The sequence below is a fragment of the Paenibacillus sp. sgz302190 genome (assembly GCF_059820445.1).
On sequence record NZ_JBZYAO010000011.1, the window covers coordinates 49,644 to 68,678 of the forward strand.

Genomic DNA, 19,035 nt, shown 5'->3' on the forward strand with positions numbered 1-19,035 from the left:
GTGACGTATGTCAATTTTTAAAAAACAAGAATCTTTTTGGGCAAGTCGGTTTGAAGATGGTGATTATCTTATTCATTTGCCCTATTGTAAAACAACTTCAAAGCATTCAGGCGATACGGATAATCACAATTATATATATAAACCTTTGTCATACGACGTTTCACATAAAATCAAGTCCATCTCGAAAAACGCTCATATGGCGATTTATACGATATTATTAACCGGAGTTAATTGCCTGCTTTATAAATATACGAGTGAAACAAAGATGATTATTGGCATGCCGACGATTGATGAAAAGAACAATGACCTTTCGCTTTCGAATAAGTTCTTAATTTTAAAAAATCATATAAATAGTACGATGTCATTTAAATCCTTATTTAATCAAGTGAAATTAGGTTTAAGCGAAGCCATCCAGCATCAAAGAGTACCTTTCAGAAAAATGGTCGAACATTTAAATATACAATATGATTCGAACCACTTACCTATGATCCATACCATTGTTTCTTTAAATGAAATTCATTCATCCCTTGATGAAAACAACGTAAAAGCAGCAGCTACTATTTTCCATTTTGATCTGGAGAATGAGTTCATTCATCTGAAATTATTTTATGATAAGGATCGCTATGATCAAGATTTTATGGTTCAAGTTATAGAACATTTAGACCGATTGTTTTCCGTTGTTTTAAACCAACCTGACCTGGAGCTAAGTAAAGTAGAAATGCATTCAGAGCTTCATAGAAACAAGCTTTTATTTGATTTTAACGATACAGCGGCGGAGTATCCAAAGAACAAGACGATGCATCAATTATTTGAAGAACAGGTGGAACGAACACCGGATCATGCAGCTGTGGTATTTGAGAATAAACAACTAACGTACAGAGAATTAAATCAACAATCGAATCGATTGGCCCGGACGCTTCAATCTAATGGTGTGCAAGCGGGTCAGTTAGTTGGGATTATGGCGGAACGCTCGCTCGAGATGATCGTAGGCTTATTCGGTATTTTAAAAGCTGGGGGAGCTTATGTTCCAATCGATCCGGAATATCCGGAAGAACGTATTCATTTTGTATTAGAGGATTCAAAAGTGAAATGGTTGCTGCTGCAAAGTCATTTACAGAAAACGGAAAATTTTGAAGGGACATGCATCGTCCTTGATGATGAAGAGAGTTACAATACCAATCATTTGAACTTGGAGCAATCAGCGAGTCCGCGTGACTTGGCATATGTGATCTATACGTCAGGAACAACAGGGAATCCTAAAGGAGTTATGATCGAACACAGCAGCATTGCGAATTCCATTCAGTGGAAATCGGAATTTTATAAATTTACTGGAGAAGATCGGGTATTGATGCTGAATCCATTCGTTTTTGATTCGTTTATTACCCATTTTTTTGGTCCGGTTATATCTGGATCGACGGTATATGTGTTAAACCAACAACAATGTAAAGATGCTGCAGCAATCAATACCATGATAAAAAAGCAGGGAATCACGCACATCCAAAGTCCGCCTGGTTTTTTGATGACCCTATTGGAAAATGTGAACGCAGAAGATTGGATTTCAATGAAAAATGTCGTCGCTGCGGGTGAGAAGATTATACCTGCCTTAATGCACAAATTGCAGCACATCAATGCGCACATCGAAGTTTGCAATGAATATGGTCCAACCGAAAATAGTGTCGTATCCACGGTTCTTTCTATCAATTGCGCGGATCAAGACATCTCAATCGGGAAGCCTATTGCGAATAATAAAGTCTATATATTAGGGGAACAGAATGGATTGCAGCCTATTGGGGTACAGGGAGAATTATGTGTAGCAGGAGCAGGGCTCTCTAGAGGTTACTTAAACCGTCCAGACCTGACGGCGGAGAAATTCGTAGATGATCCGTTTGTTTTGGGAGCAAAAATGTACAAGACGGGTGACCTCGCAAGATGGTTGCCGGATGGAAACATTGAATATATAGGAAGGATGGACCATCAAGAGAAAATTCGCGGATACCGGATCGAACTTGGCGAAGTGGAAACGGCACTTTTAAACATAAGCATGATCCAAGAGGCAATCGTCATGGCCAGAGAAGATGAAGCGGGAACAAAGCAATTATGTGCATACCTGGTAGGTAAGGAAGCAATAACGATAGGAAAACTGCGGGAAGAGCTGTCCCGGCAGCTGCCAAACTACATGATTCCGTCCTATTTTGTACAACTGGATCAGATGCCGCTTACGTCTAATGGAAAAATTAACCACAAAGCGCTGCCTGCTCCAAAAGAAAATATGTTGAAGGGAATGGAGTACGAAGCACCGCGAACTATGGTGGAACAACAACTCGCATCCATCTGGGAAACGGTACTAGGCGTTGAGCAAATTGGGGTTTTGGATAATTTCTTTGAGCTTGGAGGGGATTCGATTAAATCGATTCAAGTTTCTTCGAGATTATATCAAGCGGGCTATCAGGTACAGATGGATCATTTGTTTAAATATCCAACCATAGCAAGCTTAATTCCATATGTTCAACCGATTAGCGCGATGTCAGAACAGGGGATCATAACTGGAAATGTGATGCTGACTCCAATTCAGCATTGGTTTTTTGAGCAATATAAGGTGGATGCCCATCACTATAATCAATCTGTTATGTTATATCGGAAGGAAGGTTTTCACGGAGCCACCCTTCGCCGCGTATTAAGTAAAATTTGCGAGCATCATGATGCGCTTCGTATCGTATACCGCCCAACGGAACATGGTTATGAAGCATGGAATGAAGGGGTGGAAAAACAACCGTTACATACGTTTGAAGTGATGGATTTCACCCCATTAACTGATCCTTCTCAACAGATAGAGAATAAAGCAAATGAAATTCAAAGTAGTATCAACTTGGGTAAGGGACCCTTGATGAAGGTAGGCTTGTTTCAATGTGCAGATGGAGATCATCTGTTGATTGTTATTCACCATTTGGTCATCGACGGGGTTTCATGGCGAATTTTGATAGAAGACATCTCGAGGGGATATGAACAATTATGCAATGAAGAACCGATTCAACTACCCCAAAAAACAGATTCATTCCAATTATGGGCAGAACAACTGAAATTGTATGCGGACAGTGAAGCCATAAAACAAGAGCTTGAATATTGGAATGAAATCGAACAAACAGCATATAAGCCGCTGCCTAAAGATGACAGACAGGATTATGCGCTGGAAAAAGACAGTGAAGAAATAACTTTGGAATGGACAGCAGCAGAAACGGAGCAGTTATTAAAACAAGCGAATCGTGCCTATAAAACGGAGATTAACGATTTGCTGTTAAGCGCATTAGGCATGTCTATTCATCATTGGACTGGCATGGATAAAGTTCCGGTCAATCTGGAAGGACATGGAAGAGAACAAATTATACCGGATCTCGATATTACGCGTACGATCGGTTGGTTTACTAGCCAGTATCCTGTTGTACTGAATATGGAAGCAAGCTCAAATTTGTCCCGCCTCATCAAGACAAACAAAGATAATCTTCGCAAAATTCCCCAAAAAGGCATTGGTTATAGTATTTCAAGGTATTTAACGGGGAATCGGAAAGAGGTTCCATTTACATTGAATCCTGAAATTAGTTTCAACTATTTGGGACAATTCGATCAGGATATTCAAAACAGTGCGATGCAGATATCCCCATACTCGGGCGGTGCAACAGCAAGCGAAAACCACACAAGAAATCATCTTATTGACATAAACGCCTTAATTGTAGAAGGCAAATTGTCGCTTTCACTTCGGTATAGCCGCACGCAATATCGAAAGGAAACGATGGAGTCATTGACAAAATTATTTAGGGATTGTCTCCAAGAAATTATCATGCACTGCGTGACGAAAGAGAAACCGGAATTAACACCAAGTGATGTTTCGTTAAAAGGAATCACCATTGAAGAATTAGAAGGATTTGTACAGCAATCCGCACACATTGGTGAAATAGAAGATATATATGCGTTATCGCCTATGCAAAACGGAATGTTTTTCCATAATCTGCTTCATTCAAGTTCTGAAGCTTATTTTATTCAAACGACGCTTGATCTTCATGGGTCTTTGGATGTGGAAGCTTTCACGAAGAGTTTGGATCATATGATGCAACGAAATACCATATTAAGAACTAATTTTCACAGCAAATGGAAGAATAAACCACTGCAAGTCGTATATCGACATAAACAGAATGGACTTATATATGAAGATTTGCGTGAAATGAACGAAGAAGAACGTGAAGCGTATGTGGCGTCCTATACGAGAGAAGATAAAATCAAAGGTTTCGACTTGTCTCAAGATGTGTTAATGCGTATCTCGATCTTGCATACCCATGATAAAACATATCGTTTTATTTGGAATTATCATCATATTTTGATGGATGGATGGTGTCTATCTCTTGTTATAAAGGAGTTATTCGAAGGATACTTTGCTATTCAAGAACAAAGAAAACCTGAGGAAAAGGGAGCGATCCTATACAAACAATATATCGAATGGTTGGAAAAGCAAGATCATGAACAATCTTTGAAATACTGGAGTGACTACTTAAAAGGTTATGACGAGCAAACGGCTCTGCCGAAAGAAAATACAATAACGAAGAGTGACGAGTATCGTTCAGAGAATATGATTTTTACACTAAGTAAAGAGTTGACTAGGCAAATGACACAAGCAGCCAGTCAGAATCAGGTTACGCTGAATACGTTCATGCAGACAGCATGGGGAATGTTACTGCAGCAGTATAATGGCAGTGAAGATGTTGTATTCGGGAGTGTGGTATCGGGCAGACCGGCGGCGATCGTCGGTGTTGAAAGCATCATTGGCTTATTCATCAATACAATCCCCGTACGTATTCAGGCCCAAGGAAATGAGACATTTATAGAGCTCTTGAAGCGGAATCAGGAACAAGCTGTCGCTTCGCATCATTACGATACGTATCCATTATATGAGATTCAAGCTGTAACACAACAAAAACAAAATTTGATCGATCATATTCTGGTATTCGAAAATTATCCCGTACAAGGCATTATGGAACAGTTTGGAGATCAAGAGAAGACAGCTCTTCAGATTACAAATGTAGAAGCGGATGAACAAACGAATTATGATTTTAACCTGATTATCAAACCAGGTGAAGAAATGAAATGGATGTTCTATTACAATGCAAACGTCTATGATCGGGCAAGCGTAGAACGCATTCGCGATCATTTGATTCAAGTGTTGGAGCAAGTGATCAACAACCCGCATATCCGTATAAATGAAATGGAATGGACAACAACACAAGAGAAAACGCAAATTTTAGAAGTATTTAATGATTCCATGGCTGAATATCCATTGGACAAGACGATTCACGGGCTGTTTGAAGAGCAAGCTGTGCGAACTCCTGAACAAGTGGCGGTTGTATTTGAGGATCAAAACTTGACCTATAAAGATCTGAACGAGAAAGCCAACCAATTGGCAAGAACGCTCAAAGTCAAAGGGATTGAGGCGGATCAGTTAATTGGGATCATAGCTGAGCGATCGTTAGATATGATCATTGGCATCCTCGCGATTTTGAAAGCCGGCGGAGCATATGTGCCAATTGACCCCGAATATCCGGAGGATCGTATTCGTTATATGCTTGAGGATTCGGGAGTACATGTATTATTGCTGCAAAGTCATTTGCAGGAACGCATATCTTTTGCAGGAAAGGTTGCCTACCTGGATCATCCCGAGTTTTATCATGAAGACAATTCAAACTTGGGAATCACCGTTGCACCAACGGGATTGGCATACGTCATTTATACTTCAGGAACGACAGGTAAACCAAAAGGTACGTGTATTGAACATAAAAATGTCGTTCGTTTATTGTTTAATAGTAAAAATTTGTTTGACTTTGATGCCTCAGACACATGGACGTTGTTTCATTCCTTTTGTTTTGATTTTTCTGTGTGGGAAATGTATGGGGCATTGCTCTATGGCGGAAAATTAGTCATCGTGCCGCAAATGACGGCAAAAAGTCCGGAACAATTTTTACAATTGTTAAAAGATGAGCGAGTGACGATATTGAATCAAACGCCAACGTACTTCTATCATCTTCTTCAAGAAGAGCTGAAAGATCATGGAGGAGAGTTGAAATTAAGAAAAGTGATTTTTGGAGGAGAGGCCCTCAATCCAGCGGTATTAAAGGATTGGAGGGTAAAATATCCATTCATACAGTTGATTAATATGTATGGAATCACCGAAACAACGGTTCATGTAACATATAAAGAAATAACCGGGATCGAAATACATGCAGGAAAAAGCAATATTGGAAAACCGATCCCTACTTTGCAAATGTATATTTTGGATAAACAACTACGAATTCAACCGATCGGCGTGCAGGGAGAGTTGTATGTAGCAGGTGAGGGGCTTGCCAGAGGTTATCTGAACCGACCTGATTTAACAGCAGAGAAATTCGTTGATAATCCATTTGTTACAAAAGGGAAAATGTACAGAACGGGAGATGCCGCGAGATGGCTGCCGGATGGAAATATTGAATATCTGGGACGGATTGATCATCAAGTGAAAATTCGCGGTTACAGAATTGAGCTTGGCGAAGTGGAAACAGCACTCTTGAAAATAGACTCCATTCAAGAAGCGGTCGTTATTGCCCGGGAACATGACGATGGAACGAAGCAATTATGTGCGTATTGGAAAGGCAACAGCCCACTAACAGCAAAGGAAATTAGAATGGCATTATCTCAAGAAATCCCGGATTATATGATCCCGTCTTATTTTGTTCGATTAGAGCAAATACCGTTAACGTCAAATGGAAAAATTGACCGAAAAGCATTGCCTTCTCCAGAAGAAAGCATGCAAAAGGGAACAGAATATATGGCGCCACAAACCCATATAGAACAAACGATAACATCTGCTTGGGAAGCCGTGCTCGGCGTTCAAAAGATTAGCATCCTGGATAATTTCTTTGAACTTGGGGGCGATTCGATTAAATGCATTCAAGTTTCCTCACGCTTGTTCCAAGCTGGATATAAAGTGGAAATGAAGCATTTTTTCACATATCCGACAGTAGCGGAGTTAAGTTTACACGTTAAATCAGCGAGCACCATTTCTGAGCAAGGGGAAGTTACCGGACAGGTGATGCTGACACCGATTCAACGCTGGTTCTTTGATCAAAATATGGCGGACGCACATCACTACAATCAGGAAATGATGTTCTATCGAGAACAAGGTTTTGAAGTCAGTTTCATTCACAACGTGATGAATAAGATTGTTAAGCATCATGATGCTCTTCGTATCGTTTACCGTCAAGCGGCTGAAGGCGGATATGAAGCGTGGAGTCGGGGGATAGAGGAAGAACAATTATTCAGTCTTGAAATCGTTGACCTTAAAAAAGAAGTAAACCCTGCACCTATCATTGAAAATAAAGCGAAAGAAATTCAGTGCAGTATAGATCTGTATCACGGGCCTCTCATAAAACTAGGCTTGTTCCAATGTGCCGAAGGAGATCATTTACTTATTGCCATTCATCATTTGGTGGTTGACGGGGTTTCATGGCGTATTTTATATGAAGATATTCAAGCAGGACATGATCAGTTCTTAAGAGGTCAAGAAATTCGGTTTCCACAGAAAACGGCTTCGTTTAAACAATGGGCAGAACAAATGTCTATTTTTGCAGATAGCGCTGCGATGGAGCAAGAAGATAAATATTGGCGTCGTATGGAGCAGGTTGAAATAAACCCGCTGCCTAAAGATGTTGATTGTGATGAGACTATCGGGAAAGATAGTGAAACGATAACCATTCAGTGGACAGCAGCGGAAACCGAGCAATTGTTAAAGCAGACACATCATACGTATAATACGGAAATTAATGATATATTGCTGACGGCACTGGGAATGGCCATTCATGAATGGACAGGCATGGAAGAAATCGTTGTGAATATGGAAGGGCACGGGAGAGAACAAATCATTCCGGATGTGGATATCACGCGTACAGTGGGATGGTTTACGAGTATGTACCCAGTGATCCTAACGATGAAAGCCGGGATCGATGTATCGAGAAGAATTAAGACGGTTAAGGAAGAACTGCGCCGGATACCGAACAAGGGTATTGGCTACGGGATTTTAAGGTATTTGTCACATGTGCGTGAAGGATTCACTTTTGAGAAAAATCCCGAAATTAGTTTCAACTATATGGGCCAGGTGAATCAAGGTTCAGACAATGGTGGAATTAAATTTTCAACTTATTCCAGCGGACCATCCGTAAGTGAAAACAACAAGAGACCGTTTGTACTTAATATCAATGGGATCGTTATAGAGGGAAGGCTGTCGCTCACCATTAACTATAGTCGAAGACAATATCAACGGGAAACGATGGAGCAGTTGGCTTGTTTCTATAAGGAAAGTCTTAAAGAAGTCATTGAACATTGTGTTACGAAAGAACGAACCGAACTTACACCAAGTGATATTTCATGCAAGTCATTAACCATTGATCAACTGGATCAATTAGTGGAACAAACTCAGCACATCGGTCATATCGAAAATGTGTATCCACTAACACCGTTGCAGAAGGAAATGCTGTACGAAAGTGTACGAAATCCAATTTCGGGAGCTTATTTTGTGCAAATCATGTTTGACATGCGTGGAGATTTCGATGCTGCCTCTTTTGCACAGAGCTTGGATCATTTGATGCAAAGACATGCGATATTAAGAACTAATTTTTATCGTGATTTCGTGGACATCCCGTTGCAAATCGTTTATCAAGAGAAAAAATTTGAATTTAATGTTGAAGATTTAATGGATATGAATGAGTTGCAACGAAAGGCGTATGCTGACGATTATATCCAACTGGACAAGGAAAGAGGATTTGATTTACAACAAGATTCTTTAATACGCATGTCTGTCTTACGAACAAAGAATGAAGAATACCGCGTCATATGGAGTTTTCACCATATTTTAATGGACGGCTGGTGTATGTCTCTTGTAAGCAAAGAAATTTTTGAAAATTACTTTGCGATTCGGGAGAACAGAAAACCCGAAATGACTTTATTAACACCGTATAGTCAATTCATTGAGTGGTTGGAACAGCAAGACAATGAAGGAGTAACGTATTGGAGTCATTACTTGGAAGGCTATGAAGGGCAAACGAAATTACCCGGAGAAAAAATCAAACTGAAGCATGAAAGACAAGATTCCAGAACGCTAAGCTGTTATTTGGAAGATGCACTGATCCAGCAAATGAAACAGGCAGCGGAGCAGCATCAGGTTACGATTCATACGTTCGTGCAGACGGCTTGGGGTGTTTTGCTGCAGCAATATAATGAAAGCAACGATGTTGTATTCGGAAGTGTTGTATCGGGCAGACCGCCTGTCATTCCTGGTATCGAAAGTATGATTGGATTATTTATCAATGCAATCCCTGTTCGTATCCATTCTAAGGGAGAGGATTCTTTTATATCAGTCATGAAAAGGAATCAGGCACAAGCCGTTGAGTCACATGCATACGATACGTATTCCTTGTATGATATTCAAAATCTAACCAAGCAAAAACAATCTTTGATCAACCATGTTGTTGTATATCAGAATTTTCCTGTAGAAGAGCAAATGGAGAATTTGGGCAAAAAAGGGGAAAGACCGCTTGAAATTATGAATGTTGAGGGTACAGAACACAATAGCTTTGATTTTACTTTGATCGTAAAGCCCCATGAGAAGATGAAGATCATATTGATGTACAATGCAAATGTTTATGACTTATCCACCGTAGAACAGATTCAAAAACATTTTGTTTCCATGATTAAACAGGTGGTAACGAACCCGGAAGTTCAAATAAACGAACTTGGATTGATTACGTCGAGTAGTTTTTAGCGCCGCTCATTCTTCACCCGTCGGGTGCGAGCGGCGAAGCAATGCGCCGGCTTATCCCGTTGGCCTCTGACAAGCTGGCGCTTGGCGGGCAGGCGACAGCTTACGTTGATCCCGATTCTATTGATCGGTTATTTATTTTGGCTGGATTGGCGCCTGGCAGCGGTGCTGATTATTCCGATCGTCGTCGGCTTGTGGCTGCAGGCTCGTATGTTCAGCAGTGAAAGCGGACAACAAGCCTATCGGGAATTTCAGTACGCGGTGGAAGAAATGAATGCAACCGGCGTGGAGTATATCCGGGGAATGCCCGCAGTAAAAATATTTGGCATTAGGGCGGATTCCTTTTTAACGTTCAAGCAAGCCGTTGTCAAATATCGCGATATTACCCTCCGCATTACGGATTTGGGCAAGACACCGTATAGTCTCTTTTTTGTTCTTGTGAGCTCTTTGTTTACTTTTGTTGTGCCCATCGGCATCTTGCTGGCAAGCGGTCATTCCGGAAGTCAATCCTTTGCCGTTACGCTTATTTTGTTTCTGATCATTACACCAAGCTTATCGGTGCCGTTAATGAAACTTATGTACATAGGGAGCGGAATGAGAGAAATTGTGGAAGGCAACAAGCGGATTGAAGCTGTTTTTGCCGAACCGATTGTGACGGAGCCTGCTTCTCCCCGAGTTCCTCTCATGTACGATATCGCCTTTCATCATGTTTGCTTCGCCTATGAAAAGAAAGAGAGCAAGAATTTTAAGCCGGTGCTTACAGATATCCATTTTGTCGCAAAAGCGGGTGGAATGACCGCAATCGGCGGCGTTCCGATTCGCGAAATCGGTACGGAAAAGTTGATGGATATGGTCTCCTTCGTGTTTCAGGATGTGCATCTTTTCTACGATACGATTGAAGCGAATATTCGGATGGGGAATACGGCAGCTTCCAAAGAAGCGGTCATTGCGGCCGCGAAGACGGCCTGCTGCCATGAATTCATCGAGAAGCTCGCGGACGGATATGACACTAAAATCGGCGAGGGAGGGACTATTTATCCGGCGGAGAAGCGCAGCGGATTGCCATTGCCCGGGCGCTCTTGAAAAATGCGCCCATTCTGGTGCTCGACGAAGCGACCGCATATGCGGATGCGGAGAACGAAAAGAACATTCAGCAGGGCCTGGCCGAATTAGTGAAGGGGAAAACCGTCCTCATGATCGCTCACCGCCTGTCTACTATACGCGCGGCGGAGCAAATTCTGGTCGTGAGACAAGGCGAAATTGCAGAGAGGGGAACACATGACGAGCTGCGGGCATTAAACGGGTTGTATGAACAGATGTGGCAAGCTCATATCAGTGCGGCTTCCTGGAAACTGGGAGCAAAAGGCAACGCGTCCGCCGCCGCGAAGGAGGGATCGGGAAATGAATCATTACTTTACTAATATTTCGGGAGGAAATGTCAGAAGCTTATGTCCTTCCGCTTTTGCGGCTTTGTTGGACGGAATCGCCAAGGTTATTCCCGCAGCGCTCCTGGTCGACATTTTCAGTACGATTTATCGTTCCTTCGCTGAACCGGAAGCGGGTTTGAATGCCGGACGGCTTTGGGCGGTCTGTGCGATTTTGTTCGCCTGGCTGATCGTTTCGTATACGACCTATGCCTTGCTCTACGACAAATCATTTAAAGCGGCATATCGTCTGGCGGCGTCCGGGCGGTTGAAACTGGCCGAGCATTTGCGCCATCTTTCGTTAGGTTATTTCGGCAAACGCGATCCGGGGGATATGACCAACTTGCTGCTCGGCGACTACGGGCAAGTCGAACATACGATTTCGCACAATGTGCCTCAGCTCGTTAGCGCGATTGTGCTGCCCGTTCTTGCATTGGCAGGACTCGTCTTTTTGGATTGGAAAATGGCATTGGCTATGTTCGTCGCGGTTCCGTCCGGCGTACTGCTGCTTTGGCTGACGGATGCGCTCCAAGCGCGTTTAAGCGAGAGCCATGTCAAAGCCAAGAATGAAGCTGCCAGCCGGCTTCAGGAATATTTGGCCGGAATACGGGAGATCAAAGCCCACAATATGGGAGGCAAACGGTTTGAGCGATTGCGTCTTTCCTTTGACCGGTTGATGTGTGCGTCCATCCGCTTGGAAGGCGTCATAGGTCCTTTGATTATGGGGGCGATGCTGCTGACCCGTTCCGGGATGACGATCATGATTTACGTCGGCAGCTAACTGCTCGTTGGCGGAACGCTCTCGCTTCCCGTCTTTCTCCTGTTCCTGCTGGTGGGGACGCGAGTATTCGAACCTTTGACCGTGGTGTTGATGAACTATGGCGAAATGCGGTATTCCGCTTATAGCGCGCAGCGCATCATGGACGTGCAGCAGGAGCAGCCGATGCAGGGGACTGCAAGCATCGAACCTCATGGGACGATTGTTTTTGACCGGGTGGACGCTGCGCCACAAGAAATTGAAGAAGCGGCCAAGCGCGCTTGCTGCCATGAGTTCATCTCCCGATTGCCGCAAGGCTATGATACGCCGGTAGGAGAGGGCGGTTCGACATTGTCCGGCGGAGAGAAGCAGCGGATTTCCATAGCCCGCGCATTGTTGAAAGATGCGTCGATTGTGCTGCTCGACGAAGCGACCGCCTCGCTCGATCCGGAAAATGAGACCGCAGTGCAGCGGGCCATCAACGAGCTGGTGGCCAATAAAACGGTCATCATCATTGCGCATCGCCTGAAGACGATCCAACATGCGGACAAAATCCTTGTGCTTGACCAGGGCCAACTCGCTGAAGCAGGCACTCACAGCGAATTATGTGCAAAAGAGGGACTCTATGCAAATTTATGGCGTTTGCAGCAAGATTCCTACGGATGGCAGGTCAAATAAAGGAAGAGGATGGATTAGCCAAGGAAAAGTCACCGTACTTGTTGCAACACGTGTACAATTTGCAGATCAAGTACTAAGATTTGTATAAGAAAATGAACGTAAATGAATTGTTTGTTTTGGCGTGTGCACTTTACGGGCATTGTAGAATGCTACTCATCGAAAAAGGACCGCTAGAGGTTTGGATAAGAGATTATTCTTAGAAGAGTTATTTAAACTGGTAGCCTTCAAAGACTTGTAATCCCTCTTTATTTAAAACATTTTCTATGACTAGTGGTTTGTTAGGGCTCTTTTGAAAAACCTCTTTACAAGATATCATAATATTGCTGCCAGCAATTTCGGCTAACTGATCATGCGATACACTATAAACAATTTTTCCTAAATTAGACCATACCATTGCTCCTGAACACATCACACATGGTTCGCAACTGGTGTATAAAGTGTAGGATTTAAGATCGGAAATATTCTGTTCGATACAGAACTTTCTGATAAGTCCTAGTTCTGCATGATGTGTTGGGTCACAGTGACTATTGATTTGGTTTTCGCCAACCATAACAATTTCGTTGTCTTTTACAAGTAATGCTCCAAATGGTTCATTTCCATTATCTCTAGCTTGCTCTGCAAGTTTGATTGCTTCTGCCATAAAGTGTTCATCAGTTTTTATCATGTATTACTCTCCTTTATTTCAGAAAATTAACTTTCGGGTTGAAATGGAAAAGGTCGAATTTATGGACAGGTCTACCTCTCCATTCCATTGTAAAGGATTTTTTTTACGTGCAAAACCAAACTAAACAGAATCTTGTGAAGATTTCGAGAATATTAATGCAGCGTTAATGAGAAAAAATAATGATTGAGGGATACTTCACACCAAAAATTTTAGAGATCTATAATCGATCTTTATTAAGAAGCTCCGAGGCGGGTTCGATGCATGAATAGGCTGTGATTTTGGGATCTGCTGCACGTTATAAGAAGATATAGGGTCTTCATAAATATGCAGCAGGCGGTCTACACCAAGAGGCTGCGTTCGTCTTTAAAGATTAAATGAAATTTTTGTCCATCGCCTTGACAATCAAGGTCGCAAACAAGCTGTTGGACCAGGCAAACCATTCACGGGAGAAATCTGCCGGATTATCCGGGTGGAAGCCCTCGTGCATAAAGCCGGTATCTGCGTCCGTATCGATTAACACTTGAATCAGCTCTTTGATCTCCTCTTCATTATCAGAGGTCAGTGCCTGCATGGAGAGTGCCATATGCCATACATAGCCGCCAGGGGTATGGGGACTGCCTATGCCTTTGGCGTGCTTGCCCTCAAAGTAGAACGGATTATCGAAGCTTAGGGCGAAGCGGCGCGTATTCTGATAAATCGGATCGTCCGTGCCTACATAACCGATATAAGGGATGGAGATAAGCCCAGGTGTCCCCGCATCATCCATCAGGCAATAATTGCCGAAGCCATCCGTTTCATAAGCGTAGATTTGACCATGAGTCGGGTGATTCACGATACCGTAATGGCGGATGCCAAAATCGATCTCTCTACGCAGCTTGTCTGCCCGCTCTGCAAGACGCTCATCCTTATAAATCTCGGTGGCAATTTCGATAATATGGCCCAGCACAACGACAGCGAACATATTCGAAGGGATGTTATAGCCAAACACATTGGCATCATCACTAGGGCGAAAGCCCGACCATGTCATCCCCGTGTAGTTAGCAGGCATGCCGTGTCCATCGTTCGGCAGAGTTTCTGTTTCTTGTTTGGTCTGCCTGATGAAATGATAGTTGGAACGCTTTTGATGACGCTGCTCAGTGATCATGACTTCGACGATGGAGGTGAGGGCTTGATAACATTCATGGGTGAATATATCGCTTTGTCCCGCTTCCTTCCAATAGGAGTATATAAGCTGAACGGGAAAACAAAGCGAGTCCAGCTCGTATTTGCGCTCCCACATCCATGGATTCAAATTGCAATCGTCGGTGTCGCGATAGTGGCGATCGTTGGCCGTTTCATTAAAAGCATTGGTGTACGGATCCATATTAATATAGAAGATTTGTCTGGCAATCAGACCGCCGATGATGCGCTGCAGCTGCTCGTCGTTTTTGGCAAACGGAATGTAATGGCGAACCTGCTCGGTTGAATCACGCAGCCACATGGCTGGTATGTCTCCAGTGAATACAAACGTCGTACCGTCATCCAATAATTTGGTTGTTGTTTCTAGTGTGTTAGGGAACGTATTTCGAAATAATTGCTGCAGCTTGGGACGATGGGCCAGACGCTTGTCGGCTTCCTCCAGAAAAGTTGTAATCGATTTTGGCAATGTCATTTTATTAGCCTCCTGAAAGTTGGTCATGTCCTAACTTGACTTACCCAACAGGATGGCACAAGGTCATCAGAACGGCAATATGTATAATTTGCAGGCCAGGAAATGGGTTCAAAAACAACACAAAAGCGCTTACAACGCTTTGCTGTAAGCGTGTTAAATTTGCTATGGTACAGCGGTCAAACCCAGTAACATAAAGGGTTTGGCCTTTTTTTGCCGTTTGCTGCAAATACCACATATTTTATCCTGCTCAGGTACCTGCCTATAATGTGTAGCAGAGTGGTACAGGAACAGGAAAGGGGCATCAGAAAATGAACGGTAGAGGACAGCAGGCTTTACGGACGCCTCCGCTGCGAGCATCAGGCGGGATCGCCAAGCGAATGAAGCAAAACTGGGAATTGTACTTATTTATGCTTCCCGCGTTTGTATATTTTGCGGTATTTCACTATGGACCGATGTACGGAATTCAAATTGCATTCAAAAATTTCGTTCCGTCCAAAGGTATTTTTGGCAGTGAGTGGGTCGGCTTTCAGCACTTTGAACGGTTTTTTAATTCGCATTATTTTTGGGATTTGCTCTGGAATACGCTGAGTATCAGTTTCTATGAGCTGGCCCTAGGCTTTCCGCTGCCAATCATTCTGGCATTGGCATTTAATGAAATCCGCAACGGTTATTTCAAGAAAAGCGTGCAAACGATTACTTATGCACCGCATTTCATTTCTATCGTGGTCATGACCGGGATGATTATTTCATTCCTTTCTCCGTCGAGCGGGATGCTTATTCGCGGGCTTGAGGCACTTGGCATCGATGCACCGCAGTTTCTTAATGATCCTGCTTGGTTTAAGACGGTCTATGTTATTTCTGGCGTATGGCAGAATACAGGCTGGGGAACGATCATTTATTTGGCTGCGCTATCAGCGGTTGATCCGCAGTTGCACGAGGCGGCCATTGTAGATGGAGCAAGCAGATTCAAACGGCTGCTTCATATTAACCTGCCAACCATTATACCGACCATTACAATCCTGCTGATTTTGAACACAGGCAATATCTTGGGTGTTGGCTACGAGAAAATTTTACTGCTGCAAAACTCGTTGAATCTGGAAAGCTCAGATGTCATTTCGACCTTCGTCTACCGATCAGGTCTCGTAAGCGCACAATACAGCTTCTCAACTGCCGTAGGGTTGTTCAATTCGATTGTTAATGCTCTCATGTTGATTACGGTGAACCAAATTGCCAAACGTACAAGTGCAACAAGCTTATGGTAAAGGAAAGGAGAGGTTTAAAATGGTGAAGTCGATGAGAAGATCCACCTCGGACAAGCTGTTTCTGGCAGCAAACTATGTTTATTTGGCCCTTGCGCTCATTGTTGTGCTATATCCGCTTATCTATATCGTCAGCGCTTCGATCAGTGCGCCAAAGTTCGTCAATTCGGGGGAAATGTGGCTGCTGCCCAAAGGTCTGACGCTGGATGGCTATAAGCTTGTTTTTTCGAATCCTAAAATATGGAACGGCTATGGCAACACAATCCTCTACACCGTAGTTGGGACATTGCTGAACCTGGCCATCACTTTGCCGGCAGCCTATGCCCTCAGTCGCTCCGATTTTGTGGGACGCAACTTTTTTATGGCGATGTTTCTCGTCACGATGTTTTTTAATGGCGGCTTGATCCCCCTCTATCTGACAGTCAAAAATCTGGGGCTGATCAATTCGATGGGAGCGTTGATTCTCCCTGTTGCGGCATCCGTATGGAATATTATTGTGGCCAGAACCTTCTTCCACTCCACGATTCCGAAGGAGCTGCAGGAGGCTGCGCATATGGATGGCTGTACGAATCTGCGGTTGTTCTTCCAAATCGTGCTGCCGTTGTCCGGTCCGATTATTGCCGTTATGGCCTTGTTCTATGGCGTCAGCCACTGGAACAGCTATTTTCCGGCGCTTATATACCTGAATGATGAAATGAAATATCCTCTGCAAATGGTGCTGCGCCAAATATTGGTGCTGCAGGAGATGTCGGCGGAAACGACGGGGGCGGCCATCAGTGGCGACATTGCTCAGGCTATGAACAACAAGGCTGAAATTGCCTCATTGGTCAAATATGCCGTTATTATCGTATCGACCCTGCCGGTTGTCGTTTTGTACCCGTTTTTGCAGCGATATTTTGTTCAAGGGGTCATGATCGGTTCTGTCAAAGGCTAGAATCACCGTCACAAGATGGTAATAGATGCATACGAGTACGGGCTTTGCCTTGCTTGGTGAGGCCAGTTATTTCGCAATCATTTGTTATAGCGTTATGATTATATAAAAAGGGAGGATTTACGATGCAGAACAAGAAAAAAGGCGCGGCAGCGCTGTTGTCTGCTGCTCTAGCGGCAGGCTTGCTGGCGGGCTGCGAAACGTCGAATGACAAGCAAAAGGCAGAGGTTGAGGTAAAGGTAGCGAAGGAAGGCTTTCCGATTGTAAACGAGCAGATTTCGTTAACGCTGACAGCGCCTGATGTCGGCATTCAGAATTGGAAGGATATGAAAGTCCTGCAGGAGATGGAGAAGCTTACGAACATCAAGATGGTATTTAATAATGCACCGAAGGAAAGCTTTAATACGAGGAAAAACCTTATTTTCTCCAGCGGTGAATATCCGGATGTATTCTACGCAGCGGGGCTTACTCCTGCTGAGCAAATGAATTACGGCAAGCAGGGAATTCTGATTCCGCTTGAGGATCTGATTGAAAACTACGCTCCAAACGTCAAAAAGGTACTGAAGGATTATCCAGAGGTGCGCAAGTCCATTACGGCTCCGGACGGTCATATTTACTCCTTGCCGGTTATCGAGTTCAATCAGCCATGGTACCGCAATCCGATGTGGTACAACGGCGATTTTCTGAAGGCGCTTGGCTATGATAAGCTGCCGGAGACAACGGAGGAGCTGTACACGTTCCTCAAGCGTGTAAAGGAAGAAGACCCGAACAAAAACGGGGCTGCCGACGAGGTGCCGCTGACATCCGTCAATCTGCGTGATATTCGCACATGGCTGCTTGGAGCCTACGGTATTTACGAGGAAGAAATCTATGTCGACGATAGAGACGTCGTTCATTACACGCCAATTGAGGATGGCTATAAGGAGTATTTGATCTTCCTGAACCGTCTGTGGACGGAGGATCTGCTGGATCACGAGACGTTCTCGCAGACTGCAGAGCAGAAAAAAGCCAAGGCCCAAAACAATCGGGTCGCGCTGTTCTCCGATTGGAATGCCTACATGACCTTGGGCGGCGAGCCGAGCACGGATGATCCAATGTTCCTGCCGGTCAAGAGTAAGATGGTGGACAAGGCTGTCATCGCCAAGAGCAAAGGCGTAACGACTGGAGCTTTTGCCATCTCCAAAACCAACGCTTATCCGGAAGCTTCGATGCGTTGGGTGGACTACATTTATGGATATGAGGGCGCAATGCTATTCAACAAAGGGCCTGAGGGCGTTCTGTGGGAGTACACGGATCGCGACAGCTTGAGCAAGAAATATTTGCCGGTTCCTGGCGGCGGAGACCGTGAAGATTATCGTGCAACGCTAACGCCGAACTACGGTATTCCAGCACCGACGATTTCGATTCCTGAAATTCAACGGGGACTGACCACCAAATTTGATGAGTGGGTTGCGAATGAATCCAAGACCAAGCTATTGGATAATGGCTCACGGATTCCATACCCTACTTTGTTCCTCACTGCAGAGGAGCAAGCGGAGGTAACAACGCTGACCTCGGATCTGACTACGTATGTACGTCAAATGGAAGCCAAATTCATTACGGGCGCTGATACGTTTGACAAATGGGATAAATATATTGCGACTGTAACCAAAATGGGCGGCAATCGCATGAGCCAAATCTATCAAGCCGCTTATGACAGATGGAAGCAAAGCTAACGATTAGAGCTTAAACAGCTATTCCAAGCGAACCAAGGCTATCAGATAAAAAGACAATCAAGATGGATTGCATTCGCCGGCTGCGGCTTCATCCGCAAACGGCATATGGCATGAAATCCGATGGTTAGGA

Annotated in this window: 8 protein-coding genes and 1 pseudogene; 7 read left to right on the top strand and 2 right to left on the bottom strand. The window is 43.8% G+C overall.

Translation table 11 applies throughout. The features are described from left to right. Positions 1-7 precede the first annotated feature (7 nt). The 4 genes and pseudogenes from AC6RNO_RS14395 to AC6RNO_RS14410 all read left to right on the top strand — a co-directional run bounded on the left by AC6RNO_RS14395 (position 8) and on the right by AC6RNO_RS14410 (position 12,685). Complete coding sequence (locus tag AC6RNO_RS14395) at positions 8-9,829, top strand: amino acid adenylation domain-containing protein (RefSeq protein WP_497105825.1); 9,822 nt, start codon at positions 8-10, stop codon at positions 9,827-9,829. Positions 9,830-9,934: 105 nt separating this feature from the next. Beyond that, positions 9,935-10,909, top strand: a complete 975-nt coding sequence (locus AC6RNO_RS14400; RefSeq protein ID WP_497105826.1) for an ABC transporter ATP-binding protein — start codon at positions 9,935-9,937, stop codon at positions 10,907-10,909. Beyond that, a complete protein-coding gene (locus AC6RNO_RS14405; protein WP_497105915.1) occupies positions 10,891-11,247 on the top strand; it encodes a hypothetical protein in 357 nt (118 codons plus the stop codon). Before AC6RNO_RS14400 ends, AC6RNO_RS14405 begins: the two co-directional genes overlap by 19 nt. Continuing rightward, positions 11,228-12,685 (top strand): annotated as a pseudogene (locus tag AC6RNO_RS14410) (ABC transporter ATP-binding protein). Before AC6RNO_RS14405 ends, AC6RNO_RS14410 begins: the two are co-directional and overlap by 20 nt. Before the next feature lie 205 nt (positions 12,686-12,890). Here the strand turns inward: AC6RNO_RS14410 and AC6RNO_RS14415 are convergent. Both AC6RNO_RS14415 and AC6RNO_RS14420 read right to left on the bottom strand, forming a co-directional pair. Further along, positions 12,891-13,349, bottom strand: coding sequence for a nucleoside deaminase (locus tag AC6RNO_RS14415; protein ID WP_474681831.1), 459 nt, complete (start codon positions 13,347-13,349; stop codon positions 12,891-12,893). 370 nt (positions 13,350-13,719) lie between these two features. Further along, on the bottom strand, positions 13,720-15,000 hold the full coding sequence (locus tag AC6RNO_RS14420) for a glycoside hydrolase family 125 protein (RefSeq protein WP_497105827.1): 1,281 nt from the start codon (positions 14,998-15,000) through the stop codon (positions 13,720-13,722). 308 nt (positions 15,001-15,308) lie between these two features. Between AC6RNO_RS14420 and AC6RNO_RS14425 the strand changes: the two genes are divergently transcribed. The 3 genes from AC6RNO_RS14425 to AC6RNO_RS14435 all read left to right on the top strand — a co-directional run bounded on the left by AC6RNO_RS14425 (position 15,309) and on the right by AC6RNO_RS14435 (position 18,905). Next, the gene (locus tag AC6RNO_RS14425) at positions 15,309-16,262 is read left to right on the top strand and encodes an ABC transporter permease (protein ID WP_474681829.1); all 954 of its coding nucleotides are present in this window, start codon (positions 15,309-15,311) and stop codon (positions 16,260-16,262) included. 19 nt (positions 16,263-16,281) lie between these two features. Next, on the top strand, positions 16,282-17,193 hold the full coding sequence (locus AC6RNO_RS14430) for an ABC transporter permease subunit (protein ID WP_497105828.1): 912 nt from the start codon (positions 16,282-16,284) through the stop codon (positions 17,191-17,193). Positions 17,194-17,315: 122 nt separating this feature from the next. Beyond that, positions 17,316-18,905 (top strand): type 2 periplasmic-binding domain-containing protein, encoded by a 1,590-nt coding sequence (locus AC6RNO_RS14435; protein WP_497105829.1) that lies wholly within the window; start codon positions 17,316-17,318, stop codon positions 18,903-18,905. Positions 18,906-19,035: the final 130 nt, after the last annotated feature.